This is a genomic window from Oleiphilus sp. HI0043 (assembly GCF_001634935.1).
Window position 1 is genome coordinate 15325 of the sequence record NZ_LWEY01000114.1, and the last position, 26625, is coordinate 41949.

The following is a 26625-nucleotide window of genomic DNA, read 5'->3' on the forward strand; positions in this document are numbered from 1 at the left end:
ATTCTGGAATAACCTTATTGGTTTCAGATACTTTAAGTAACTAGGTTATCGTTTTATTTTTTAAGTAGTAGCAATGTTGTCGGCCTCTAAAAATGTTCCGCATTACATAAATAGAACAGGCCAGATTGAAAATAATAACTAGATATTTTTGACATCTTGATTTGCCACACAACGGTTAAAGACGTGATTATGCCCCTTAACGAATAAAGTTCGGCAAATTCACTTCGACTCAGAATCTGGTATGCCTTTGATGAGGATCAACGGATGCCAAATCGTTTACGCAAGCTCAGCATGCTTATTGCCATGCCAAGTCTTTTGCTTGCCTCCAGGAATGTATTTTCTGAATACGCTCTTAACCTTCCTGAGCCAGTCTCTCCTGTAACACGGGAAGTATTTGACCTCCATATGATGACGGCCTACATCGCACTGATCATTATGATCCTCGTCACCGTCGTCATCTTTTACTCCATATTCAAATTCAGAAAGTCGAAAAATTACGAAGCCGACCAAGAATTTCATAACAGCAAGTTTGGCACATGGTCCTGGATTCTGGTGCCGATTATTGTACTCGCTATTGATTTAAGTATTGCTGGCAGCGCAAGCTCTACCTTTGACTTAATTGAAGATAAGACCCCAGCAGACCTGACAATTAAAGTGACAGGTTCCCAATGGAAGTGGACATACGAGTACATGGAAGACGATATTAAGATCGTCAGTAACCTACTGCCTGAGGAACAAGCTGGTGATCGCTATTTAAGAATGGTGGATAACCCTCTCTACCTACCTACTGACCGACGAATTCGTTTCCTTCATACCGCAACCGATGTTCTTCACGCTTGGTGGGTTCCGGCAATTGCGGTTAAGAAAGACTCCATTCCCGGCTATATCAACGAAACCTGGACTATTATCGAGAAGGCTGGCACGTATCACGGCCAATGTGCCGAAAACTGTGGTACGGGGCACGCTTTCATGCCCATTCAAGTTGAAGCGATTGCCGGTAGCGAGTTTGATTCATGGATGACAAAGCAAAAGGAAATCAAGATAGCGAAAGAGAAGGAAGCTTCTTCAGACACTGTCTGGCCAATGCAAGAATTAATGGCTCGGGGCGAGTCCCTCTACAACACCAACTGCGGAGCCTGCCACCAAGTCGATGGCTCTGGTGTTCCCCCCGCATTTCCAGCGCTGGCTGGTAGCGAAATTGCCAAAGGCGACCCCGCTAAACATCTTGAAGTCGTAATCAAGGGTGTATCGGGTACAGCCATGGCTGCTTGGGGCGCTCAGTTGAATGACCTGGAAGTGGCAGCAATCGTAACCTACGAAAGAAATGCCTGGGGTAATAACACAGGTGATGTTGTGCAACCAGCTGATGTCAAAGCGGCGCGCTAGGAGGAGATAATCAATGAGTTCTACTATTACAATTGATGAACAAAATCAGGACGTTTCAAGCGCCGATCATGATCACCACAATGAGCCACCGAAGGGTATAGGCCGCTGGTTATTCAGCACTAACCATAAAGATATTGGTACCATGTACCTGGTGTTTTCTCTCATTATGTTATTTTTGGGTGGTGGTATGGCAATGCTCATTAGAGCAGAGTTGTACTTTCCTGGCTTGCAGTTTTTGGAGCCTGACCTTTTCAATAACATGGTCACTACACATGCCTTGATTATGGTCTTTGGTGTTGTCATGCCTGCCGCAGCTGGTATGGCGAATTGGATGATCCCACTTCAAATCGGTGCGCCAGATATGGCATTGCCACGCTTAAATAACTTGAGTTTCTGGCTATTACCCGCCGGGGCTGCCCTGCTTATTTTGTCAGTCATCGTACCGTTTTTCGGTGGCGGCGCCCCCGTCAATACAGGCTGGACCTTGTACCCTCCCTTATCTGTTCAAGCGGGAATGGGGATGGATCTGCTGATCTTTACTCTTCATGTATTAGGCATATCATCGATACTCGCTGCCATCAATATCGTTACAACGGTATTGAATATGCGCGCTCCCGGCCTTGATATGATGAAACTACCCTTGTTTGTCTGGGCATGGCTATTTACAGCAATTCTATTGATTATGATCATGCCAGCACTTGCTGGCGGCGTAACCATGCTTTTGTTTGACCGTCACTTCGGTACCAGTTTCTTCGACGCTGCTGGCGGCGGCGACCCTGTGTTATTCCAGCATTTATTCTGGTTCTTTGGTCACCCGGAAGTATATGTACTATTACTACCTTCTATCGGAGTTTTAGGTGTTATTGTTCCAACATTCTGCCGTAAGCCTTTGTTTGGCTACCGCCCATTAGTTTGGTTTATGGGTATTCTGCTGGTCTTGGGTATGGTCGTATGGGCTCACCATCAATACACCATTGGCATGTCTGTCCTCGCGACCAACTACTTTATGATTGGTACAATTTTAATCTCGATCCCCGTTGGCCTAATGCTGTTCAACTTTATCTTAACGATGTGGCGTGGCTCTATTACCTTTGAAACACCCATGCTCTTCGCCATTGCCATCATTGTGATGTTCTCATTTGCAGGAACTACAGGTGTCATGCTGGCGGTTGTACCTGCAGATTTGCAATACCATGACACCTACTTTGTGGTCGCACATTTTCACTACGCATTAATACCCGGCGCACTATTCGGGCTCTACGCAGGTGTATTCTATTGGCTGCCAAAGTGGACTGGCCATATGTATAACGAAACGCTGGGTAAAATCTTTTTCTGGTGGACAACCATCGGCTTTAACCTGACGTTCTTCCCTCAACACTTTTCGGGCTTAGCGGGTATGCCACGCCGTATCGTTGATTACAGCGTGCAGTTTATTGAGTTTAACCAGATATCGAGCATTGGTGCCTTTATCTTCGGCCTATCTCACCTACTCTTTGTCTACATCATTATTCAAACTATACGTGGTGGCGAGAAAGCTCCAGCTCAGCCTTGGGAAGGTTCTCAGATCGGTACACCTGGCCTGGAGTGGACGCTCCCATCTCCTCCACCATTCCATAGCTTTGAAACACCTCCTACGGTCAAATAAAACCAGAATCTGGCCTTGGGTGCTTTAACAAAGAGCCCAAGGCTAGATACTTAACAACAAAAAGAGTTTTGATTATGAACCAACAAAGCGAACAAGCATTAAAGAAGTCAAATATTCGCACCGCGCTAATTCTTGGAGGCATTGCGATATCAAGCTTATGCATTGCCGCCTATGGCGTCAGCCAAACTTTAGCCGTGGGTGCATAACATGAGTGAAGTACCAGTAAAACAAAACAAGAAAACCGCACTAAAGCTCGCAATGTTAACAGTGCTTATGTTTGGCTTTGCCTTTGCGATGGTGCCGTTATACAAACTCGTATGCGATGTCGCCGGTATCAATAGCATCGATAGTAACAGTGGGCGCTCTGAGATTTCTGAACTAAGTAGCGAAGAACTTAGTCAGTCTTTAAGAACCGTAACGGTTCAATTCGACTCGACTATAAATGGCAATATGGCATGGGAATTCAAACCTGAAGCGAAAACCATGAAGGTGAAGCTTGGCGAACGAGTCAGTACCAGCTATTTCTTTAAGAACAACAGTTCGCAGCCAGTTGAAACCCAGTCAATACCTGGGGTTACACCATGGCAAGCAAACCAACATTTAAAGAAAATGGAATGTTTCTGCTTTGAGACTCAAACCCTTCAAGCAGGCGAATCAAAAGACATGGGTTTACAGTTTGTTCTCGACCCGAATCTACCTGAAGACATTCAAACGGTAACTTTATCTTATACCATTATGAACACAAACAGAGACGACTCACTGAAAACTAATAAAGACGCATTACCCTCTGTCAGCGACTCAAAGAAGACTTTGAATAAAGCTGGCGACAAGCAAACTATTTGAATAGCTAATGGTACAAACAATTAAAATAAAGAGGACATTATGAGCACAGCAGGTTCTGACAGTTATTACGTCCCCCACGGCAGCCAATGGCCCATTATTGCTGTAATGGGAATATTTTTTACAGTACTCGGTGTCGCATTTTGGGTTAATGACGTCGATGCGGGTACATATATGATTTGGACGGGGCTAGCTATTGTTGCCTATCTCTTCTATGGCTGGTTTAGTGACGTGATTGACGAAAGCATGGGTGGTAAATACAGCCCTCAGGTAGATATTTCCTTTAGACAAGGAATGATATGGTTTATCACCTCAGAAGTATTTTTCTTTGTAGCACTTTTTGGCTCCTTATTTTACCTTCGAGAAATCTCACTCCCCTGGCTCAGCGGTGAAGGTCACCTTGGCTCGTCTAACCTTCTATGGGAAGGTTTTAAGGCGTCCTGGCCCTTACTTACAACTCCTGATGGAGGAGAGTCTTACATCCAAACCAAAGAGGCTATGGGCGCTGGTGGCATCCCGCTATATAATACAGTCATATTACTTTCCAGCGGAGTAACACTTACCTGGGCACATCATGCTTTAAAGCATAATAAGAAAAACCAGCTTATCATCGGTTTAGCAGCAACAATTTTATTGGGTTTGATTTTCTTTGGTTTCCAGGCATACGAATATAGCCATGCCTACAATGCTTTAGACCTGACACTTAATTCAGGTATCTACGGGTCGACCTTCTACATGTTAACCGGTTTTCATGGCATGCACGTGACGATTGGTACTATCATGCTAATTGCTATTCTAGTAAGAAGCTTGAAGGGGCACTTCAGCTCAGATAAGCACTTCGCATTTGAAGCCGTTGCATGGTACTGGCACTTCGTTGATGTCGTCTGGTTAGGCCTTTACTTCTTTGTTTATTGGTTATAAGCCTATCAAGACATAAAAATGCCAGCTTAGTTGCTGGCTTTTTTATGTCTTGAATAAATAGATGCTCAGTTTTTCTAGCCAGCTAGGGCGTTGTCCCTGACTTTAAGGGCCGAACATTTCCAGCCTTATTCCCCTCTTCACACAAAGCCTTCCCCACTTCGATCCCCGCGACCTCCTCTGGTGCGCACATTTTAAGAATGGCAGACAGGTCATCATCCATATGAGAGAAGTGCTCGAAGATATCGTAGACATTGTTTTTTCCTGTTTCCAAGCGCTCCAAGAGAATCTTTTCCTGTTCATCAGTGAGCAACAAGGTTTGCATCGATTGCTCGAAGGAGTCAGCCAGCTGATTGACAACACCAGCAATCTGGACTGTCATATCACGATATTGAGAGCCTAGGTTCTCTATACCACTCTCCATACGCCGTATCAGCGTTTCTTGAGATTGATGCTCTAGATAAATATCGGCCTGCATATCCAAAGCCTCTATTTTTGCATCGGTTCCTTGTAGAAGCGCAAAAATATTATCTTTAATCTGACCATACTTCTCGGGATCATCAAGTGGCATATTTTTAATGAGAATCGACACACGGTTGTAATTGATCACAGTACGGTTGCCAAAATCATAAAAGCGACCGGCATCTTTCAACTCACTTAACAAGCGAGACTCCATTGTTCGTTCCATGCCGTTTGCTTCCATGTTTTTAACCTTGTATTTACCTCGCATTTGCAGGCTACAACTAATCCCATAGTGATTAAGGCTTTGGAACAATAACTGACCTAGCTGATCAAAGTTCTGACATTGATAGCTGTCCAGTAAAAACTGGATATTGGCACCCAGATCTCCGGTGCTAGCCATAGCCGCCATTGCAACATCTGAAGCGGCTCTAAGTTGGTCTTTAAGCTGTTTGTTAGCAATCGCATTGAAAATTGTGCTCTGAATACGTGTCACCATGTCATCATGACTAAGCTCTGTGGACATACAATCATCAGCACCTAGCTCACACGCTAGAAGTCGCTGATCAAGCTCCATATTGCGGCTAAGCACAATAACCGACATAGACTCAAGTTCTAGTGGGCATTCGCTCTTAATTTTGTCTAAAAAAGCTAAATGGGAGTTATTGCCGGGCATATCATCTATCAAAAGCAATTGATTATCGCTATATGCAGCGTGTGTCAATAAGCTTTCATAGGTCTGGCAATGCGTTAACTTGAAGTCTAACTGAAGGGAACGAATTGAATCACTGATAGTTGATGTATTGTATACAATGACGCCATACTTTTTTGACACGGTTGTCTCCTATATCCGAGGCACTAGTTACCTAAAAAATACAACTTACTGCTCCAATTCACGCCTTACGTCAAATCCCTTTCGGCGCACCTTGAAACAGGTAGATACAGCTCAACTCATTTAAGTTTAATAAGTATTTAGGTTTTATGGGTAATCTTCTTTCATAAATATAGGAAGCTTTTTCAGGTTTTACAAAGAAAAGCTTCAGAATTCTGACAAAAAAAAACCGACTACTTAGTAGTCGGTTTTGAATCAATCAATTAGCTAAACTTTAACGCTTACCTGAACGACGCAATGCCGCAGGCGTGAAGTCCTTACTCTTAAAGCTCTTTGAGTAGTCATAGCGAATAGGAATCTCATTAGCTAAACCACCTACAATATATCGACCAGACAACAAGTCGTGCAACGATTCTGCTGTTGTAATATGAGCTTTCACATCATAAAAGAACTTGTTATGAGCCTCACCAAAACGCCATAGCTCTCCACGACCATCATAATGATCTGCAACTAGGATTGCCCAAGAGTCCTCATCAATATAGAAAGTACGCTTTGAATATACATGACGCTGCCCTGCTTTAAGGGTACCGGTAACTTTCCACACCCGGTGCAGCTCGTATCGCATCACTTCTTGATCTAGGTGACCTGCTTTGATGATATCGTCATACTTGATACTCTTATCATCCATCGCATAGGAATTATAAGGAACGTATAGCTCCTGCTTTCCTTCTAGAGCCCAGTCATATCGATCCATCGCGCCATTGTACATATCGAAGTTATCGGTAGTACGCAAACCATCCGCCGCGGTTCCTGGTCCATCATATGCAACCTGAGGAGCTCGACGAACACGTCGCTGACCAGCGTTATATACCCACGCTCTACGTGGTTCTTTAACTTGGTCAATTGTTTCGTGGATAAGTAGAACGTTACCCGCCAAACGAGCCGGTGAAGCTACGCGCTGCTTAAAATACCAAAAGACGTTTTTATCTCCATTCTTTGCAGCATCCGTCAATTCCAATCGCTCAGAATAATGTTCTACGAAACGAATTGGTGAGAAGTCTCCTGATTCAGTAGGTGTAACCTGTACGTAGTCACGAACAAAGCTTCCCCCTCTTGAACGCATAATATGGTTCCAAACAACTTCTTTAGCATTCTTTGGAATTGGGAAAGGAATTGCACCTTTATAGCCTTGCACGCCATTCCCGTCATCAACCATTTCAGCATTAGTCGCATTATGCTTGAAATACTCACCGAATTTATCAATATAACCAACTGAACGATGAGTAGGATACACCTTCATTTTATAAGTAGAGTATCGCTCCAGGGTCTTCTTCTGACCATCAGACAACTTATCTGCATACTGAGCCATATTGTCTTTAGTAATCGTGAACAAGACCTGATCCGAAGCAAAAGGATCCGGATAAGGTTCACCCACCTTATAATCAGCAGGTGCTTCTACACCACCCGTCCACTCAGGAATTGTTCCATCTGCATTCCCTGCTTTTTCTGCACCAATTGGCGTTAATTCATTCCCTAATTTCGCCGTTTCTTCTGGTGATACTTTTGCCATGACATTTGCCGCACTAAAGCTTGCAGCAACAACACCAATGGCACACAAAGTTTTTATCATTTTCATTTAGACTACCTCGTTAAACCAAGCCAATGGGTTATTAGAATGAGTACGAAACACTAAGCGCAAGACTATCTCGGTCGGAGATTGTGTTATGAACCCCTCCACCGAAGTAATTGGTATACGCCAAGGTTGCACTGTACTGGTTTAAATAATCTGCTCTGACTGACAAGCCAAGAGATTTACGCCCCTCGATAAAGTTAGCACCAGGACCTGGCGCATAACCTTTCACATCATGGCTCCAAGCGACCTGTGGCGTCATATTCACACCGGCAAAAACATCGTTATATTGTAATGAGGTTCTCATACGGTAACCCCAAGAGAAGCCAGTAACATAACCCTCATCATCGCATGGACCTGTATAGGTTGGGTTTGAGCTGGCCAGAACGCCTTGACAAGTTAGCTCACCCACGAGATCGTCAGTCAGTTGACCATAACCTAACTGATCAGTCCGACCATAGCGGATTTCATCAGTATCAGGTAAGTTATGAACATATGTAGCACCCACCTCACCAACAAAGGCTAGACGGCTCGCACCCCAAATTTGATCAACAAACTTAATGGCGGTCATCTGAATCTGCGATACATCATAAGCGTCATAACCCGCTTGGACACTTCCATATAAAGGCGCTAATTCATCCGAAGTTATCGTTCCATCGCCGTTACTGTCAGTTGCTCTACTAGTAACGATAGGCGATACAACGTTACCTCTCGTTGCAAGCACTAAGTCTGGAGAGTTGAACTGCAAAGGCATATCATGCTTGAAGCTATACTCACCACCTAATGAAATACCACCAGGCCCAGTCGTGTTAAAGCTGAGACCTACCATTTGAATCTGTTCAGGGTACTGAATTTGATACTCAGCAGTCGAAAACTGTTCATCACTATCTATCGCACCGTCGCTATCAACGTCGGTACCGACTCTACCACCAACAATTGGTAAGCGACTATGGTATTGCAAGAAGTAGAAACCAAACTCTGTTTCATTCAAATCTGCAGCAAACCAGCGTAAAGCAATACCAAACTGATCAGTATCATCGGGCTTGTCATCATACATTCTCTGCAAGCCGGTTTGTCCACCCTGGTTCCACTCTTCAGTCATGAAGTTAGCACCCCAAACAGGGCCGCAACCATCGGCTACATAATCATTTGTAGAGAAGTAGGTTCCGCAATCATCAATTCGCGAAGGCTCATACTCTAGCTGAATAAACGCTTCAATCGTAATATCATCCGTTAAGCCAAGTGAACCATAAAGCATGTTTACAGGAATCAAAGCTTCTTTGATTTCTGCGCCAGGCGCTCGAATTGCACCAATATCTACTGGGTTAATAACGTTAATACCGTTAAAAATAAAGGTACTCTCACCCCAGCTGACTACCTGCTTACCTAGACGAAGGTTAAGAGGTGTATCACCAAACCAGAAATCTCGCCAGATATACGCGTCTAAAATTTCTCCGCCAGACGCGTTCGCTTTACCATTCTTACTCAACTGACGCTGATAACCATTGACGTCGGTATCCCTGTCACCATCTTTTAGCTCAAAGTCATACCAATACTTTGCACGAGCAAATACACCCCAGTCTTCATAAGTGGCTAAAAAGTCACTGGTACCCTTGACGATCTGCGAATAGGCATCACCCTTATCGAAATTAAGGTTACCGTCATCAGTATTGATTGAGAAACCTGACCCGCCATTACCTGTTCCGATCAGACGGTCGTCTCTACCTTCTACTCTCCAACTCGAGCCAGCACTAATATTAGTATCAAAACTTGCTTCTATATCGCCCATATAAAATTGAAAGGCGCTAGCAGGTGCTGACAATGTGGCCGCGACTGCCGCTGCTAAAGGCAGCTTTGCAAACTTATGCAACCGCTGTGTTTTTTTCGTCATCGAACGCTACTCCGTTACTTTGAGATTATTAATCTTTAGGCTCAGTTCAAGTGATTTTTCTTGTTTGGTGAAACCAATAAAGCCTAAGATCAAATCGATGTTGTACTACATGACAAGCTAAGCCCCAACAGAACCTTGTTAGCCATGTTGTTTTTCTAGATCCGCCGCTCTGAATAATTTCGGAGAGCTGCAAATACACTTAAAACAAAGCATAGACGCAAATTCTTCATTCCACCAACTTATAGGGAATTTTTTTTTCGACACCGATTCCAAGTAATTGGCAAAACAATCAGCGCGTATAAAAACAAGAGATATAACTGACTAAAACTTAGCTAAAATGACTAGTTTTAAATCTGAGAGAGTAAACAAAAAATACGGCGGCGAGCGCAACAAGACCACTAATAATAAAGGTCCAGTAATAGCCATATTCAGATACGACTACGCCACTAAAATAAGCACCTGCCGCACCGCCCGCACCGAAACCCAAACTACTATAAAGTGCCTGCGCCCGCCCCTGGTGCCTGAGTTTGAATCGCTGATGAACAAATTTGATCGCTGTCGCATGCATCGCTCCAAAAGAAAATGCATGAATACATTGTACGATAACAATTACCATCCAGTATTCTGCAAGCAGCCCTGTTACGACCCACCTGAAAGCAGTCAGCAATAAAGAAATAGCCATAATCAAACGTATCGAATGTAAGCCAAACCAACGGTGCATATAAATGAAGAGAAGCACTTCAGCAATAACACCTAAGCTCCATAGCACCCCAACCTGCGCAGTGCTATAACCCAAAGATTCCATGTAGATACTAAAATAAGTGTAGTAAGCGCCGTGAGAAACCTGCAATAAAAAGCAGACGATAAAGAATTGCTGAATATCACGTCGCTTTAAATACACCATAAAGCCATGGCTAGCTTCATCATGGCTTTGCGTTCTTTTCGGTTCCTCAAAATGAACTAAGCTGCTAACAAAAATCAACGCGATCACACAGAGCAAACTTATAGGAAAATATGCAATCCCCCAAATATCAAATACTATACCGAATCCCATAACACTAAAGATAAACCCGACTGAACCCCATAGCCGTATCCGCCCATACAACTCTTTCTTACTACCCAGATTAAAAAGCGTTACGACCTCTATCTGTGGCAAGACCGCATTCCAGAAGAAACTAAATAAGACAATAACTAGGGCATAAGCCTGAAAAGTGTTGGCAAAGAAAAAGCCGCTATAACAGACAAGCGTCATTAGCGTCCCAAAACGAACCAGAAAGACATTGTTACTAAAACGATCAGACAATGCGCCCCACAGTAAGGGAGCAAGCACCTTCGTTATCATCAATAAGGAAAGCAGCTGGGAGATTTCTAATAAGCTGAAGCCCTTACTATCGAGATATAGCCCCAAGTAAGGCGCCATGACACCTAGCAAGGCAAAATAGGTGAAATATAAAAATGATAGCTTCAGATATAAAACTGGCATTAAAAGCCCTGGCAAGCGAATCGAAAGCCAATAGAAGTCAGACTATTGATACGCAAAACTTCGTTGATCACACCCAAGCATCATAAGCCTAGGTAATTTGCTATTTCATAGAGATCTGGCCGCCCCTCTTCAAAGCCAAAATAGCAAACGGCTTCAGAACTCTCAGACTTAGCATCGTACTCAGAAACAACAAATTCGCACTGGTATTTTTTAGCAAGATCATATAAAAAATTTAGCGGTTCTTTTAGTTTAAATTTGGATTTCACCCGTAATGCAAAACCAAGTTTCCAGTCCTCTAAACATTCTTCAGGTCGAAAATCCAACAAACTAATAGAAGTCTTATTATTGAGCCAAGCACTTAGTTCAGCGAGTAGATCTTGAGAAATTTCTTCAATATCAATATCTGAATAGGATGAGCTATCTATATAGATGTGAATATCCATTACCCGCGAATACCTTCTGTTGTGAATACTAAACCCTATTATGTACGATAGAATTAAATTACTCTAAATAAAAAGTGCACTAATATCTCGACCAAGCTCACGTCAAACATTGCGACTCAAAAAACTCAAACCCAGAAATAATAATGCACGCTTTTAGTGCTGATCATTGTTTTTAGCGCTACGTTAGTGCACACATACAAGCAATATACGATAAATTCAAGAATTTCCTCTCCTGCTATTGAAATCCAATTTCAATTTAATTAATTTTGCACTGCCTTATAACAGTGCAATTTTGAAAATTAATTTTTGCACCAAAAGAACTCCGGCGCCATACGAAAAACAATATAAAAACGATAAATATCGCTTAGGCAAGAACTAATTACGCCATTTATTAAGCGACTCAGACATACAGGGCTACATATGAAATTAATTACGGCAATCATTAAACCTTTCAAACTAGATGACGTCAGATCAGCACTCACCGAATTAGGGCATCACGGCATGACTATCGAAGAAGTTAAAGGCTTTGGTCGTCAAAAAGGCCACACAGAGCTCTACCGTGGTGCCGAATACGTGATCGATTTCATTCCAAAACTAAAACTACAAATTGCCGTTGCAGAAGACGCTGTAGACCAAGCCATTGAAGCCATTATTTCAGCAGCAAACACTGGAAAAATCGGCGACGGTAAGATCTTTGTCAGCCCTATGGAACAAACCATTCGCATCCGCACAGGCGAGACCGGCAACGACGCCCTCTAAACAGAATCGAATTAAAAACAAACTCTTTACTCTTTTTAAAAATCAGGAGCTCTCTCATGAACAAACTCTTCCTGCTAGCTGCATCACTGCTAGCACCGTCTTTGGCTTTTGCTGAAGATGCGCTTAACGGCGCAAATACCGCCTGGATCCTTACCTCTACAGCCTTGGTATTGTTTATGACCCTACCAGGCCTAGCATTGTTTTATGGCGGTTTGGTTCGAAGCAAAAACGTTCTATCGGTGCTAATGCAGTGCTTTGCGATTGCAGGTATTTCTTCATTATTATGGTTCATCGTAGGCTACAGCCTGGCGTTTACGGAAGGCAACAACTTTATCGGTGACTTCAGCAAAGTTATGCTATCTGGCGTAACTCGTGAGTCTTTAGCGGGCGACATTCCAGAATCCTTATTCATGCTATTTCAAATGACCTTCGCAGTCATTACACCCGCACTAATTGTGGGTGGTTTCGCAGAGCGTATGCGTTTTTCTGCAATGGTTCTTTTCAGCGCAATCTGGTTATTAGCTGTCTACGTACCTATTACTCACTGGGTCTGGGGCGGCGGCTGGTTAGCTGATATGGGTCTATACGACTTCGCGGGCGGTACGGTAGTTCACATTACTGCAGGTGTTGCAGCGCTGGTTGCAGCGATTGTGATCGGCCCTCGAAAAGGCTTCCCAACAACAGCGATGCCTCCTCATAACATGACAATGACTGTAACAGGCGCAGGTATGCTTTGGGTTGGCTGGTTCGGCTTTAACGGTGGTAGTGCTTTGGCCGCTGACGGTAATGCAGCGATGGCAATGCTTTCCACACATATTTCTGCTGCAGCGGGTACGCTTACCTGGTTAGCTATCGAGTGGAAAAAGTTCGGTAAGCCAAGCGCTCTGGGTGGCGTAACAGGTATGGTCGCAGGCCTGGGTACCATTACTCCTGCTTCTGGTTTTGTTGGCCCTGGTGGCGCATTATTAATCGGTATTATGGCGAGCATAACATGCTTTTACGCAGTTCAGTACGTAAAACGCGTGTTGAAAATTGATGATTCATTAGATGTATTCCCGGTTCACGGCGTTGGCGGCATTATCGGTACTTTGTTTGCTGGTATCTTCTCTGCAACAAGCCTTGGCGTTTTCAGTGGTTACGGTTTTGCAGACGGAATCGAGTCAATGGCTGGCCAGCTTAGCGTTCAAGCCGTTGGTGTAATCTCTACCATTGTTTATACAGCTGTTGTTACCTGGATCATACTTAAACTCGTCGCAATCTTTACACCTTTACGCACGACAGATGAAGAAGAAGTTCAAGGCCTTGATGTCGTTGACCATGAAGAAACTGGCTACAATCTCTAAAGGCCCAAACGGCATTTGATCACACTTTAATCAAAGCCAAACACAAAACATGAATATTATTCATGTTTTGTGTTATCCTCCTTTTCTATAGCCTAGCATGAGCACTCTCCATGCCTGAGCAAATATAACAGGAGGCAAGCATGACCCATCTCAAGATCACCTTTCTAGTATTATTATTCCTAAGCATCAATATGACTGCTTGCAGCAGTGACTCGCCCGAGGGTTTTAAAAACATCTCATGGTCAGCCCAGTCGTTGCCTAAGGACTTACAGCGTATTTATCAGCAGAGCTGTAAAAATTGCCACGCAAATTCTGGCACTGGAGCGCCACTCACGGGGGACTCCAAGACCTGGAATAAGATTCTCGAAAACGGGATTGACGCCAGCGTTGAAAAAGCTATCAACGGCTCCGGTGGTATGCCGCCAGGTGGTCAGTGCTTTGAGTGCACTCCTGATCATTTCGTAAAGCTTATTCGTTATATGAGTAAGCCCCTTGAACAACAGTTATAAGGATGCGGCCATGAATAGACGTAGCTTACTAAAGTCACTTATCGCCACTACGCTTACCAGCTCTCTTCCACTGAGTAGCATGCTGGCAATCAATGCCCAGGCTTCTACAAGCACAAAAAGCTTCCCTTGGAAAAACTGGTCTGGCAATCAAAAATGCGTTCCGAGCGAACGCTTAGCGCCCGCCTCTATTGCTGAGCTGCAAACTCTGATTCGGCAAAAGCAACCCGGCATCCGGGCCTTGGGCAGCGGCCACTCCTTCTCTGCATTGGTTCCTACTAATGACATACTGCTTTCTACCCGGCGACTATCCGGTTTAAAAAGCATTGATAAAGAAAAGCAGCAAGCCACTTTCTATTCCGGAACTTTACTTAGTGAGTGCGGCCCTATACTCAACGAAAACCATCAAGCGCTAATTAATATGCCAGATATTGACCAGCAAACCCTTGCTGGCGCCATCAGCACCGCAACGCATGGCACAGGCATGTCATTAGGAAGCCTATCGAGCTATGTCATAGGCCTTGAAATGGTTAGCCCACAAGGTGATCTTGTTCAATGTTCTAATGAGCACAATCCCGAGCTATTTAGGGCAGCTCAGGTTGGCCTGGGAAGCCTCGGTATCATCACCTCAATCACGATGCAAAACCAGGCGCCATTTAACCTTATACGCGAAGCACAATGGATGAGTTTTGAAGACGTCACTGAGCAAGCCCATAAACTTGCCAAGGACAACCGGAACTTTGAATTCTTCTATTTCCCCTTCACCGGCATGGCGCTCACTGACACCTTAAATATCACCAATGAGCCCCCCTCATCGTCAGAGGAAATTGATGGTAACAGCGGCATTATGGACCTTAAAGCCGCCAGAGACTACTTGGGCTGGTCGAGTCAACTGCGCGAGTTGATTATCGGCACCTATATGAAGACCCTTGAAACACATACAAATATTGACCATTCCTACGCTATTTACGCCAATGATAGAAACGTCCGCTTTAATGAAATGGAATATCATCTTCCCGTAGAAGAAGGAATCAAAGCCTTAGGTGAAGTAAGAGACACCATTGAAAAACACTTTAGTGAAGCATTCTTTCCTATTGAGTGTCGCTTCATTAAAGGTGAAGAAGCCTGGTTAAGCCCCTTTTATCAACGTGACTCCATATCCATCGCAGTGCATCGTTATTTTGAAGAAGATTACCAACCGATGTTTAAAGCAATTGAGCCAATTTTTCGAAAGTATGGAGGACGACCTCACTGGGGCAAGCTTAATACATTTAGCCGCGAAGAGTTCAAGAAAAGCTACCCAAAATGGAATGATTTTATTGAGCTAAGACGCAGCTTTGACCCAGAAAGCAAATTCCTGAATACCTACCTGAAAGACACCATCGCTTAAGGTCTAGCTAGCGCCGGGAAAGAGCCTATTCAGGCTCTTTCCAAGCCATCAGCATCTCACGGGTTTTAGGGTAAACATCCATAAATTCTTGATGCATAGGTAATATGTTTTCGATAGGCTGCCCGTCTTTGCAAGCTATCTCAATTTTCTTTGCTGCCTCAGCGAGCGCCAAGGCACTCAAATTGGCAGCAACGCCCTTTAGAGCATGCGCGCTATTTCCTGCCGCTTCCAGATCGCCTTTATCGATATCTGATTGCAGAGTATCAACATACTGCGGCATATCACTCAAAAACGAAGCTATCATAACTTTCAGGATTTTGGACTTCCCCATTACCCTGCGTAATACATCACTTTCATCCCAAATCTGCAACTCAACCCCCTTCGTTTCATCTGGTACTGCCTCTTCAACTATTGCAGAAGCCTCTTCACTTAAATCACAACTTTCGCTCACTTTTACAATTTCACCTACTTGGGCTGCCTTCTGATCAACACCCGCCACAAGGTGAAAATAGAGCTTTCTTTCCAAAACCTCAGTATCGATAGGCTTGGATAAATAATCATTCATTCCTGCTTCAAGGCAGCGTTCCTTATCGCCCTTCATTGCATTCGCTGTCATCGCCATAATAGTGATATCTTTATAACGAATTCCAGCCGCACCACCTCTTATTTCTCGTGTTGCTTCATAGCCATCCATACCTGGCATCTGACAATCCATAAGAATCAGGCTATACGGCAAATTGTCTGGCGAATTTTGCAAAGCAACCAACCCACTATCGGCCAAATCAGCACTGAGCTTCAATATATCCAGCAATGCTAAAGCAACCATTTGATTGACATGGTTGTCTTCGACCAAAAGAATACGGGTATTATCCGGCCACTGGTAGCCACCTGGTAGGCTATCCTGATTCTGATGAATACCGCCATGCTTCAAGCCACGATCATGATCACCCGCCTCTTGCCCACCCTTACACACACTCTCTTCTGAGAAAATAATATTAAGAGAGTCGAACAAATCTAAGGTCGTGGTTGGTTTTGGAAAATAGGCACGACAACCCAAGTCTGAAAAAAACTGTGAGTCGCCCCGGTTCTGCAAGGATGTCATCATCACTAGGTTTGTCTCAGACAAACCCTCTTCCTCTCTAAGCCTTTTCGCCAGTTCAACACCATCTATACGCGGCATATCCATATCAATAAATATAGCTTTATACCGAATAGTTTCACTATCCTGAGCAGCCTTGGTCAACATATCCATGGCGTCGCTAGCTGAATCAGCCTGCGCTACATTTGCTCCCCATACTGTTAGCTGACGCGTCAAAAACTCCCGATGACTGGTATTATCATCAACAATCAGGATATCAGCCCCCTTGATATCGACATCGGGGCTAACCGTTTGAGATTGTTCACTTGTTTCAAGCAAAAGGTTAAATCTGAAACAACTCCCCTTACCCGCCTCGCTTTTAACAGAGATGCCGCCTCCCATCATTTCGCATAACTGCTTAACAATCGCCAGCCCTAGACCACTGCCACCATACCTTCTGGTCGTTGAGGCATCGACTTGAGTGAATGAGTCGAACAACTCCGCTATTTTATCTTTTGGAATACCTATACCGGTATCGGATACTGAACAATTTAGGCGAAGGAGGTCTCGACCATCTGCAGAGAGCTCAGGAGTTAGCGACACTTTCACATAGATCTCGCCTTCGTGAGTGAATTTAATCGCATTACCCACCAGGTTTGATAGAATTTGCCTAATTCTTCCAGGGTCCCCTTTTACCAGGCTATGTTCAACATCAACAACGTCAATAATCAATTCAACATCGTCTTCACAAGGGCGATGACCGATGGCTTCAGAAAATTCGCCAATCATTGAGCGCAAGTTAAACTCTAGAACTTCAATATCCAACTTGCCGGCTTCGATCTTGGAAAAGTCCAGAATATCATTGATCACAGCGAGCAAAGAATGAGCACTCGATCGAGCTAAGGTCACTTGATGATGCTGCTCTTTATTAAGCTCACTATTAATTAGCAGCCCCAACATACCTAAGACACCATTCATTGGTGTACGTATTTCATGGCTCATGCTGGCTAAAAACTCGCTTTTGGCTCTAACAGCAGACTCGGCCTCATCCCGGGCAACGATAAGCTCTTTAGTCTTCTGCTCTAATGCTGCCAATGCATACTTAGATTCTTGATCACTCGCCTCTAAAGCCTTTTCATGCATTTGCCTCATTACCAGCATATGATTGAACGCTTCAGCCAAGCGTCCTATTTCATCATTGCTATCAATCTCGACTCGCTGATCCATCTCTCCTGCCGCAACAGCCATTGTTGCTTCTGCAAGCTTTGTAATGGGCCTAGAAACTCGTCGTGCCTGCCACAAAGCCAAGACAATACTAAGCAGCCCGGTCAGTATGACAAATACCGTTACTATCTGTTTTAGCCAATACGCCGAAGCCAAAGCTTCTTTCTTATCTACCTCGCTGATCAAACTCCACTCAATATTAAATATGCGTACCGAGTGATGAATACCAATTACCTCTTCACCATTCGGCCCCACATATTCGAAAGCCTCTTCATAGTCATGCTCCAAGTCATGAGTTTGGAATTCTGAAGTTTTTTTACACCTATAAGCTTTTGATACAACGCCTTCTTCAGCACCTACTGCATGCTCCTTTCGCCACTTTTCGAATTGTTCAGTTGCGATAGTTCGCTCCAGAATCTCTGACTGATCATCGATACTGGTTCTAAGCAAGCCGTCGGCACCGACTAGATAATGTGAAGCATTAATTTTCGCCAAATCTCGTGACAGCAGGTTTATCAATTGCTCTAATCTAATTTGAATAGCAAAAGAACCGATAACTGCGCCGTCACCCGAAAAGATCGGTGCCGCAATAAAACCATCTGGGCGCCCCTTAGATGGCGCATAGCGTTCGATATCTGAAAAAAGCGTTTTCTTCTGTTTGAGTGTTTACTGCACAAGCCACGAAAACTTTGTCTGGGCATAGCGCCCGTCGAAAAGATTGGTACCAAAGTCATCTTCATGCTCAATGGTATACAGAATATTGCCTTGATTATCGATTAAGAATATATCGTAAACATAGGGATAAGCAGCGCCTATCGCAACAATACTGTCTTCCTGGCCTTTTACCCGTGCCTGCCAGTCTGAGCTGTGCACATAAGTGAATAAATCAGTATTGCTGTGCTCGTAACCCTCTCGAAGTGAAATCAGTAGGTCTTTGTGGGTCGGCACTCCTGCCTGTAAGGTGACATCGGTAAAACGATAGTTGAACCAGCTTCGAATGAAGCGCTCATTAAGGTCAGCGGCCTGAACCAACTCATCAACAGCTGCTTGTCGCAAGCTTGAATAAGCTTGATAATAGCTCATAGAGGCGATCAAGATCATTGGCACGATTGCCAGAACTAAAAACCAGAAAGTCAGCTTGAAGCTAAGAGATTTTCCGAAGCTCTTGGCTACCGGCTCAGACACCTCATTACCAATCAGAATATTAGCCTCACCTTCAGGCACGACGAACCTCACATGTTGAACAGTGAGTTTTGTTATTTTTATTCTTTGCGTACATCAAGACTCTCTAGCAGGTGAAACTTTTAGAAGGCCTTGATTATTTATAGTTCAGGTCACGCAGTATTGCGAGCCACCCAAGCTCTATAATAGGTGCTTGTGACTAACTCTCTACACCACCAAAGGGGCAATCCATCACGGCGGCAACACCTTTTATCAAGTAACTCTGCTTTGCCGTGACAACTGCATCGGATTTGGCAGCCGCGAGCAAACCTTTCAATAACCGTGGTTTTAACAATGGGTAGGCCAAGCCCAAGTCATGCACTGCTCGAGTAAACCTTGCTGATTGGCAGTCACTTATTGGTAGCAAGGTAATCCCGGCAACGCTTGCAGCCTCACAACCTTCTTTGAAGGCTTGCTGATAAGTTGCTTGCTCACGTTCCAAGCCATAATAGACAATACGGGACAGCACAACTTGGTAAAGAGAAGCAATTTTCTTAATGTCTTTATATTTTGGTTTTTCTGGACGCGACAAGCCAAAATATCGATCACAATGCTGCTTAAGGAGCTGGAAAATCAGCCACTCAAAAACATCAATTTTTCCATCAGCATGAATTAGTTCCAGAAACAAAGAACGATAATGACGATATTGCACTAAAGACATCAGCTTTAATGCGGGTATGCTTAGTTCAACAATCTCCAAGCGCTGCTCGGAGTTTAGCTCAGCTAAAGGCTTGATCATGTCAGCAACTGAATCTGCAAGATCACCACCAATCTTTTGAGGTGAACCTTTTTGGCTTGAACTAACGATCTTAAGCTGTTTTTTGACGACAGCTTCCTGTTCATCAAGCAAGACTGCACACATTAAGGCAGGCGCTTCACTGGGTTCGTGAGCTTTACCAACAAGCAAATCATAAGCTGACTTGAAAACACCATCCTGACTAAATGCCGGCTCAAACTCTATCGGTTTATGCTCTACAGGTTTTGCAGATTCAGCTTTTTGCTCGCCTATTGTTGGTTCTACTACTTGCTCACTCCCAGCAAAAGACGATACAGTTTCACCACTACCGGATAAAACACTTGCTTCCCGCTCTAGTGAAGAAGGCTTCATAAAACGGCCGCTCCACCGTGGCATAACTCTGCGAATCCGTTCTTCTAATGGCGGGTGCGTAGCAAAAAACTGGGTGAAGTAGCGCCTAGGAGATCCGATGCGAGAAAAGAACAAGTGGCTCACTTCATGAGCGCCATGATGCACAACTTGTGACTGGGCAGTGGCACCACCAATCAAACTCAAGGCCTCACCAATACCATTGGGGTTTCGGGTAAACTGCACTGCAGAGGCGTCGGCCAAAAACTCTCTCTGACGGCTTACAGCAGACTTTATGATCATGCCAAATAACTGGCCAATCGAGCCAAGTAGCCATAGGCACAAACCAAATGCAAACAGGCCCGCAACCACGCCGCCATTATTTCGGCCATGACCATAGCTACGATAGCGACGCCCTCGTTGACTCGTCATACGCATCACCATATGACCACTTTCACTAATCATTAGAATGCCATGCAAGACAACCAGTAACTTCATGTTCAGGCGCATATCGCCATTAAGAACATGGCTAAATTCGTGAGCAATAACTCCCTGCAGCTGATCTCGGTTAAAAGTATCCAAACAACCTTGTGTGACGCCAATAACGGCATCCTCAACCGACAAACCGGCGGCAAAGGCATTAATACCTGGTTCTTTTTCAAGCAAATAAACTTGTGGCACTGGGATACCCGCGGCCAAAGCAATCTCCTCGACAACATTTAGTAAGCGCTTTTCCTGAGCCTGGCTTGAGTTTGTCAGAACAGGTCGACCGCCCAAAGCTTCAGCGACAACCCTTCCTCCGTCTCGCAAAGAGAGCCATTTGAACAGCATAGCCATCGCCAAGACGCCTACGACGAGAAGCGTCGTCCAGGTAAATTTTTTCCAACCTAGTGCGGTGATCAGGTTTTCGCACCACTGAAAAATGTTCCCGCCTGCATCAGCAATCGGATTCACTCCATCCAGTGCATACTCTGGGTTACTGTATAAAACGAAAAACGCGACACAGAGGTTTGTAAGCAAAACCAATAAGACGACAGCAATGGTAAACAATGCCAACAACCATAAGGTTTGTTTCCTGGCATCATCTTGCGCTTTATAGAAGTTCATTGTCTAGAATGAAACTTTGGGAGCCGATTGAATTTGTGCCGAGTCTTCAAACTCTAGAAGCGTCGCGTCTTCTCTGTGACTAAAGCTGGTAGCAAAAAGGTTTTGAGGGAAGCTTTGACGATATTGATTATATTCAGTAACTGAATCATTAAAGGACTGACGCGCAAAGGACACACGATTCTCGGTGCTAGTCAGCTCTTCAGAAAGCTGGCTCATGTTATCACTAGCCTTCAGTTCCGGATAAGCCTCTACAGCCACATTTAGACTTCCTAAAGCACTTTGTAATAAACCTTCACTTTTAGCAAGTTCCTGCAACGCTCCCGCACTAGAAGGATTAGCGGATGCTGCTTTAAGGCCTGCCAGAGCTTGATTACGAGCCGATATAACCGCTTCCAGCGTTTCACGCTCATGTGTTAGATAAGCCTTAGCCGTCTCGACTAGATTAGGAATCAAGTCATAACGACGCTTAAGCTGAACTTCAATTTGAGAGAAAGAGTTTTGATAGCGATTTTTTAAAGCTACCAAGGTATTGAAAATACGAATGATATAAAAAATCGCAAAAATGATAATGAAGGCTGTTACTAAACTGCTGATATCCATATTTAATCCCGTCACTTGGCGCACCAGTTACAGTGCAATATTCAATTGATCGAGATATCCCTATAAGCAAAAACAGTATAGGCGCATTAAGCGCCTAGCTCCTATCTTTTACTTAAGCTTGCGAGCTATGATAGGCCCACTCAAGCCAAGGCATAAGCGCGTCAACGTCGCTGCTCTCGATCGTACCTGCACACCAGATTCGTAGGCCATCAGGAGCATCGCGATATGAGCCTATATCGTAGGCTACACCTTCCTGCTCTAGCAATGCGACCATCTTCTTCAGTGCGTCTTTTTCTAAGTCTAGCACCAAACAAACACTTGTATTGGAACGAGTACTTTTATTTTCAGCCAAAAAGTGAATCCAATCATGCGCGTCAACAAAACGCTCAACAGCAGCCAAATTCTCTTCTGAGCGCTTGATCAAAGCAGGTACCCCGCCCAAGCCATCAACCCAGGATAAAGCATCTAAATAATCGGCAACACAAAGCATTGACGGAGTATTAATAGTTGAACCTTTAAAAATACCTTCAACCAACTTCCCTGCCTTGGTCATACGGAATAATTTGGGCATTGGCCAAGGTGGCGTATAGCTTTCCAAGCGCTCGACAGCTCGAGGGCTAAGTATCAGCATGCCGTGAGCACCTTCACCGCCAAGTACTTTCTGCCAGCTAAATGTGATTACGTCCAGTTTTTCCCAGGGCATATCCATGGCAAACACTGCCGAGGTTGCATCACAAATCGTCAAACCTTCACGATCGTCAGCTATCCAGTTGGCGTCTTCAACTTTGACACCCGAAGTCGTGCCATTCCAGGTAAATACAATATCGTGAGAAGAAGAAGCTTGAGAAAAATCAGGGAGTTTACCGTAGTCCGCTTCGTAGAGAGAAACATCATCCAACTTCAGCTGTTTTGTAATGTCGGTTATCCAGCCTTTACCGAAGGATTCCCACGCAAAAACATCGACAGGACGAGCACCGAGCATCGACCACATCGCCATTTCCATTGCTCCGGTATCAGAACCCGGTACTACACCCACTCGATAACCTTCAGGCAAACCCAATAAACGCGCCGTTTCAGTACAGCATGCTTCCAATGCTGTCTTACCAATCTTGGCGCGATGAGATCGACCTAAGGTATCTAATTGGAGCTGGTTAACGTCATAACCAGGCCTTTTACTACAAGGCCCTGATGAAAAGTTTGGGTTATTTGGTTTAATGCTTGGTTTTTGAATTGGCACAGCGCTGATCTCTGACTAAATAGATTAGAAAAATTTGCGCTATCCTATCATTTTTAGGGCTGTTAGGGTAAAGGCTTGACGTAGATTGTTATTTTTTAATCATCGCTTTTACTGTATTAATGACCGCGGCCTTAAAACACTACAACCCTGTATTTTTCGTTCAAGAGGTAGCGCGATATCCACCAGTCAATAAGTCACTTACCCGCTTTTGATTTATTCCAAATAGCACTGTTCACATTTCGGTCGCTTTCGCTGTTTGAGTCTTCCTTACTATGGACGGGAGATGCAGGAACCGCAGTCTCATCAGCATCTGTGCTATCACGGTATTTTCGCTGCATGCCCTGAATAAACTTGCGCAGCATTTGATCTTGCAGCTCACGATAATGTTTGTGGCCTACTTTACGAAAGAATGCGCTCAACTCGGATTTGCTGACACGATAGCCACCTAATGCCATTAGCTCACAAATATCATCGTCTCGAAGGTTCAGCGCAATCTTCAGCTTACGCAAAATAATATTATTATTTAAACGACTTTCGGGCAAAGCTTGAGGACCATCTTTCTTGCCACGCAACTTATTAATCATACCATTGAGAAAACTGGCAAACTTTTTATCTGGACAGTTAACGAAGTCTGGATCATCGTCTTTCTTTAGCCATTGACTTATGTGCTCTCGAGTTACAGCGCATTCTGCACTGGCCCACAGCGCAATCATTTGTCGATCATTATATTCAAAGGTATAGCGCAAGCGGCGAAGGATATAGTTATTGGTCAAAACAGTCTCGCAAGTTATTGCCCCTATCTTCTCGGGGCCGTAAATTATTACAACAGGCTAACATATTTTCGTGCAGACAATCCCTTCAGCATCAAATCCAATCGCGTTAGCTTCAGCACTATATTGTTCGATTAGAAAACTTTGTTAGAAACTCACTGCTTTTAGGGTGACTACTCTTTATATGAACACCTACAATAAAGCCATCAGGTGTAATAAGTGAATGCCTTACCGTTCCTAGCGCTGTAATATCGTAACGACGACCTTTATAGAATGCATTGATATCAACTTTAACCAAAGCCCGCTCTTGAATGCTTACCGGTGAGGTCAACGCAATCCCTGCTTCACTCAGATCTTTCGTTGTACACTGGATCGTCTGCTGACTTTTTAAGGTCACAAGCACCGGCCAGCGAACCTCCCTACGCGAATGCAAGCGCCTGTTTGAATCATCCCACTGCCCTTGTATAAAAACTTTTTCATCACCCTGAACTCGCGGCTTAGATAAGGCATTTTGACTTTGAAGTGATTCTTCAGTTTGTGCCTCAACACTCTACCTTTCATGCGCTTTCACATTCTCATGAGATGATTCCTCCATAACCTGCACTTTAGGCTTATTGTTTCTTTTAGTGGCAGGTGGAGCGTTAAGCACATTGCGCCCCGCAAACTCCTTGTCATGAAGCCCTAAGGCCTCATCAACATTCATCACGACAGTTAACATTTCATCATCCGAAGACTTATGCTCCGAATCTATTAAAATAAAATCAAATTGAGCAAAATGAATAACCGTGTTGTGAGTCAATAATACCTCACTATTAATACGCTGCTTGTTTACAAAAGTACCATTAGTAGACTGAAGGTCTCTCAAAAATAAGCGACCGTCTTTGCTTATTATCTCGGCATGTTCACGAGAAATACCAGAGCGCAGAACAACCATATCAATTGACTTATTTCTGCCAATAACAAAGGGAAACTTAGTGATGGGTATTTTCTTGACCACCCCAGTTTCGTCCAAACTTCCTTTCCAGTGCCAAAGTGCCAAAGTGCCAAAGTGCCATAAAATAAACTCAGTATTAATCGACATAAAACTTCTTCAGTATAAGAGCCATGCTGAAAAACACATAACTGAGCACCAAAGTTATTGGTAATAAAAGTCCATTACCGCTACCCACCCTTTGATCGCTATCGTCAGTTTAATAATGCGCATGAATCCAGGAACTATTTAAACCCAAGAAGCTCAGCCAAATGACGCTAGTTAAGCATTCTGCTACAATCTAAAGTACTAACTACTTAAATATAGGGGACCTCACTTTGCGCCAAATCAGCTTATTAATCTGCTGCATATCACTCATTACTTTTAGCAGCCTAAGTTTGGCCAAGCCTCTCGCCAGCAAAGATAAGATCAATAAAGTCAGTGACTACTTTATGAGCCAAGTCGTTCAAGCGGAATATGACAGCGCTTATTCGCTTATGTCTGCTTATATTGGCGTCAGTCCTGAGCAGTTTGAGGAACGTGGCAAAAAGATCTCCCACGATATGAAGATGCTTGAAGCACGTCAGGGCAAGCCGCTTTCCTTTGCACTTTTGAAGCAAGAGTCGGTCGGGGAGCATTTCTATAAAATAAGCTATTTGCTGAAGTACCCTTCAGCCGCCTTAGTTTGGGAACTAAATTACTACCAGCCTCAAGAAGGTTGGAACCTGGTTGATATTAGTTTCAACACCAACATTAATGCTTTGTTTGAGTAGGATATACGGTAAAGAAATTAGCTATTTTACTTATAGCGCTTGCGCTCGAAGTAAAATAGCCTTCATTTCATCCGGGTTTTTGGCGGTATCACCCTCTACAGAATGTTGCTGATAACCTGGCAGATAGTAACTAACCAAACGGCTAATCCAGAACCTTAAGGCGCCAAGCTCAAGACACCTGGGCCAAACCTCTCGTTCCCTGTCAGTCCAGGGTCGATGCGACTGATAAGCCTGAGTTATTGCTCTCAGCAAGCCCTCATCATAATCTCCTTTCGATGCATTCCACGCCCAATCATTCGCCATCACCGCCAAGTCAAATAACAAGGTAGCCTGACAGGCATGATAGAAATCAATGACCCCTGAAACCTCATCCCGCCGAAACAAGACATTGTCACGAAATAAGTCGCCATGAACGATACCCTGAGGGCAGTCTTGGGTGGCACTTCCATATTCATTGCTATATCTGAATATTGACTGCTCTAGTAAGTCAAAGTCTTCTTCTGGCATAGCACTCTGTTGCAAAAGCGCCTTCTGCGCCAACATCCAATCGCTATCTCGCGCTAAAGGGCGACTTCTTGGAAAGTCCCTTAAAGCCAGGTGCATACTTGCCAGATATTCAGCCATCGCCTCACACTGTGTAACCTTGGGTTTGCCCACTGCCTTACCAGACAAGCATTGAACGATCATTCCAGGCTTTTGCTCAAGTTCGAAAATTGCTTCGCCTTGCTTAGTCAATACTGGCGCAGGAACTTTAAAACCTTCTCGGGCCAGGTGCGTCGTCAGCTCATTGAAAAAGGGTAAAGTGTTTTTTTCCATGCTCTCGAAAAGAGTAAGAACATACCTCACGGCGCCTTTATCCGCTTCTTCGCCCCCGCTTTTTGGGTAGGTATCTAGAAAATAATTGGTATTCTCAATACCAGCGCTAATCTCGCTAAAGCCAACAAGCTCACCTAAGTCATATGACTCGAGAAGCTTGTCTATTTGTGAACGAGTCAATTGAGTGTAAACAGCCATCTATTCCTTCCTTACCGAATAT

Annotated in this window: 24 protein-coding genes; 10 read left to right on the forward strand and 14 right to left on the reverse strand. The window is 44.1% G+C overall.

Features of this window, described 5'->3' with window-relative positions; all coding sequences use genetic code 11:
• Window positions 1–264 precede the first annotated feature (264 nt).
• The 5 genes from coxB (at window position 265) to A3729_RS02495 (ending at window position 4792) form a co-directional block, all read left to right on the forward strand.
• The gene (coxB, locus tag A3729_RS02480) at window positions 265–1386 is read left to right on the forward strand and encodes a cytochrome c oxidase subunit II (RefSeq protein ID WP_082865175.1); all 1122 of its coding nucleotides are present in this window, start codon (window positions 265–267) and stop codon (window positions 1384–1386) included.
• 13 nt (window positions 1387–1399) lie between these two features.
• Window positions 1400–3031: a cytochrome c oxidase subunit 1 gene (locus A3729_RS02485; RefSeq protein ID WP_068515574.1), complete on the forward strand. Its 1632-nt coding sequence runs from the start codon at window positions 1400–1402 to the stop codon at window positions 3029–3031.
• 74 nt (window positions 3032–3105) lie between these two features.
• On the forward strand, window positions 3106–3237 hold the full coding sequence (locus A3729_RS34220) for a hypothetical protein (protein ID WP_255374912.1): 132 nt from the start codon (window positions 3106–3108) through the stop codon (window positions 3235–3237).
• A 1-nt stretch (window position 3238) separates the two neighbouring features.
• Window positions 3239–3874: a cytochrome c oxidase assembly protein gene (locus tag A3729_RS02490; protein ID WP_068515577.1), complete on the forward strand. Its 636-nt coding sequence runs from the start codon at window positions 3239–3241 to the stop codon at window positions 3872–3874.
• A gap of 39 nt (window positions 3875–3913) precedes the next feature.
• Window positions 3914–4792 (forward strand): cytochrome c oxidase subunit 3, encoded by an 879-nt coding sequence (locus tag A3729_RS02495; protein ID WP_068515580.1) that lies wholly within the window; start codon window positions 3914–3916, stop codon window positions 4790–4792.
• 82 nt (window positions 4793–4874) lie between these two features.
• On the opposite strand, the gene A3729_RS02500 is transcribed toward A3729_RS02495, so the two are convergent.
• The 5 genes from A3729_RS02500 to A3729_RS02520 all read right to left on the reverse strand — a co-directional run bounded on the left by A3729_RS02500 (window position 4875) and on the right by A3729_RS02520 (window position 11527).
• Window positions 4875–6083 carry a hypothetical protein gene (locus tag A3729_RS02500; RefSeq protein WP_068515583.1) on the reverse strand — a complete coding sequence of 403 codons (1209 nt, stop codon included), beginning with the start codon at window positions 6081–6083 and terminating at the stop codon, window positions 4875–4877.
• Window positions 6084–6354: 271 nt separating this feature from the next.
• Complete coding sequence (locus tag A3729_RS02505) at window positions 6355–7716, reverse strand: DUF1329 domain-containing protein (RefSeq protein WP_068515587.1); 1362 nt, start codon at window positions 7714–7716, stop codon at window positions 6355–6357.
• Between the two features lie 34 nt (window positions 7717–7750).
• Entirely contained in the window at window positions 7751–9601 is a 1851-nt protein-coding gene (locus A3729_RS02510) for a DUF1302 domain-containing protein (RefSeq protein ID WP_068515590.1), read from the reverse strand.
• A 328-nt stretch (window positions 9602–9929) separates the two neighbouring features.
• A complete protein-coding gene (locus tag A3729_RS02515) occupies window positions 9930–11084 on the reverse strand; it encodes an MFS transporter (protein ID WP_068515593.1) in 1155 nt (384 codons plus the stop codon).
• A gap of 80 nt (window positions 11085–11164) precedes the next feature.
• The gene (locus tag A3729_RS02520; RefSeq protein WP_068515596.1) at window positions 11165–11527 is read right to left on the reverse strand and encodes a hypothetical protein; all 363 of its coding nucleotides are present in this window, start codon (window positions 11525–11527) and stop codon (window positions 11165–11167) included.
• A 420-nt stretch (window positions 11528–11947) separates the two neighbouring features.
• On the opposite strand from A3729_RS02520, the gene A3729_RS02525 reads away from it, so the two are divergent.
• The 4 genes from A3729_RS02525 to A3729_RS02540 all read left to right on the forward strand — a co-directional run bounded on the left by A3729_RS02525 (window position 11948) and on the right by A3729_RS02540 (window position 15525).
• Window positions 11948–12286 (forward strand): P-II family nitrogen regulator, encoded by a 339-nt coding sequence (locus A3729_RS02525; RefSeq protein ID WP_068515599.1) that lies wholly within the window; start codon window positions 11948–11950, stop codon window positions 12284–12286.
• A 56-nt stretch (window positions 12287–12342) separates the two neighbouring features.
• Window positions 12343–13629, forward strand: coding sequence for an ammonium transporter (locus A3729_RS02530; RefSeq protein WP_068515602.1), 1287 nt, complete (start codon window positions 12343–12345; stop codon window positions 13627–13629).
• Window positions 13630–13769: 140 nt separating this feature from the next.
• On the forward strand, window positions 13770–14138 hold the full coding sequence (locus A3729_RS02535; RefSeq protein ID WP_068515605.1) for a cytochrome c5 family protein: 369 nt from the start codon (window positions 13770–13772) through the stop codon (window positions 14136–14138).
• A 10-nt stretch (window positions 14139–14148) separates the two neighbouring features.
• Window positions 14149–15525, forward strand: a complete 1377-nt coding sequence (locus A3729_RS02540) for a D-arabinono-1,4-lactone oxidase (protein WP_068515609.1) — start codon at window positions 14149–14151, stop codon at window positions 15523–15525.
• Window positions 15526–15550: 25 nt separating this feature from the next.
• Here the strand turns inward: A3729_RS02540 and A3729_RS02545 are convergent, their stop codons facing one another.
• From A3729_RS02545 to A3729_RS02580, 8 genes are all read right to left on the reverse strand, one after another.
• On the reverse strand, window positions 15551–18346 hold the full coding sequence (locus A3729_RS02545; protein ID WP_068633080.1) for a hybrid sensor histidine kinase/response regulator: 2796 nt from the start codon (window positions 18344–18346) through the stop codon (window positions 15551–15553).
• 147 nt (window positions 18347–18493) lie between these two features.
• Window positions 18494–19051, reverse strand: a complete 558-nt coding sequence (locus A3729_RS02550) for a hypothetical protein (RefSeq protein WP_068513115.1) — start codon at window positions 19049–19051, stop codon at window positions 18494–18496.
• Between the two features lie 157 nt (window positions 19052–19208).
• Window positions 19209–21239, reverse strand: a complete 2031-nt coding sequence (locus A3729_RS02555) for a M48 family metallopeptidase (protein ID WP_068513117.1) — start codon at window positions 21237–21239, stop codon at window positions 19209–19211.
• A 3-nt stretch (window positions 21240–21242) separates the two neighbouring features.
• The gene (locus A3729_RS02560) at window positions 21243–21839 is read right to left on the reverse strand and encodes a LemA family protein (protein ID WP_156494769.1); all 597 of its coding nucleotides are present in this window, start codon (window positions 21837–21839) and stop codon (window positions 21243–21245) included.
• A gap of 112 nt (window positions 21840–21951) precedes the next feature.
• The gene (locus A3729_RS02565; protein WP_231872048.1) at window positions 21952–23076 is read right to left on the reverse strand and encodes a phosphoserine transaminase; all 1125 of its coding nucleotides are present in this window, start codon (window positions 23074–23076) and stop codon (window positions 21952–21954) included.
• Between the two features lie 194 nt (window positions 23077–23270).
• Window positions 23271–23849, reverse strand: coding sequence for a DUF1456 family protein (locus A3729_RS02570; RefSeq protein ID WP_068513119.1), 579 nt, complete (start codon window positions 23847–23849; stop codon window positions 23271–23273).
• Window positions 23850–23967: 118 nt separating this feature from the next.
• Complete coding sequence (locus tag A3729_RS02575; RefSeq protein WP_197475492.1) at window positions 23968–24279, reverse strand: PilZ domain-containing protein; 312 nt, start codon at window positions 24277–24279, stop codon at window positions 23968–23970.
• A gap of 117 nt (window positions 24280–24396) precedes the next feature.
• Window positions 24397–24927, reverse strand: coding sequence for an FHA domain-containing protein (locus tag A3729_RS02580; protein ID WP_068513123.1), 531 nt, complete (start codon window positions 24925–24927; stop codon window positions 24397–24399).
• 287 nt (window positions 24928–25214) lie between these two features.
• On the opposite strand from A3729_RS02580, the gene A3729_RS02585 reads away from it, so the two are divergent.
• On the forward strand, window positions 25215–25589 hold the full coding sequence (locus A3729_RS02585; protein WP_156490281.1) for a hypothetical protein: 375 nt from the start codon (window positions 25215–25217) through the stop codon (window positions 25587–25589).
• 30 nt (window positions 25590–25619) lie between these two features.
• Here the strand turns inward: A3729_RS02585 and A3729_RS02590 are convergent, their stop codons facing one another.
• A complete protein-coding gene (locus A3729_RS02590; protein WP_068513130.1) occupies window positions 25620–26603 on the reverse strand; it encodes a homoserine kinase in 984 nt (327 codons plus the stop codon).
• Between the last annotated feature and the right edge of the window lie 22 nt (window positions 26604–26625).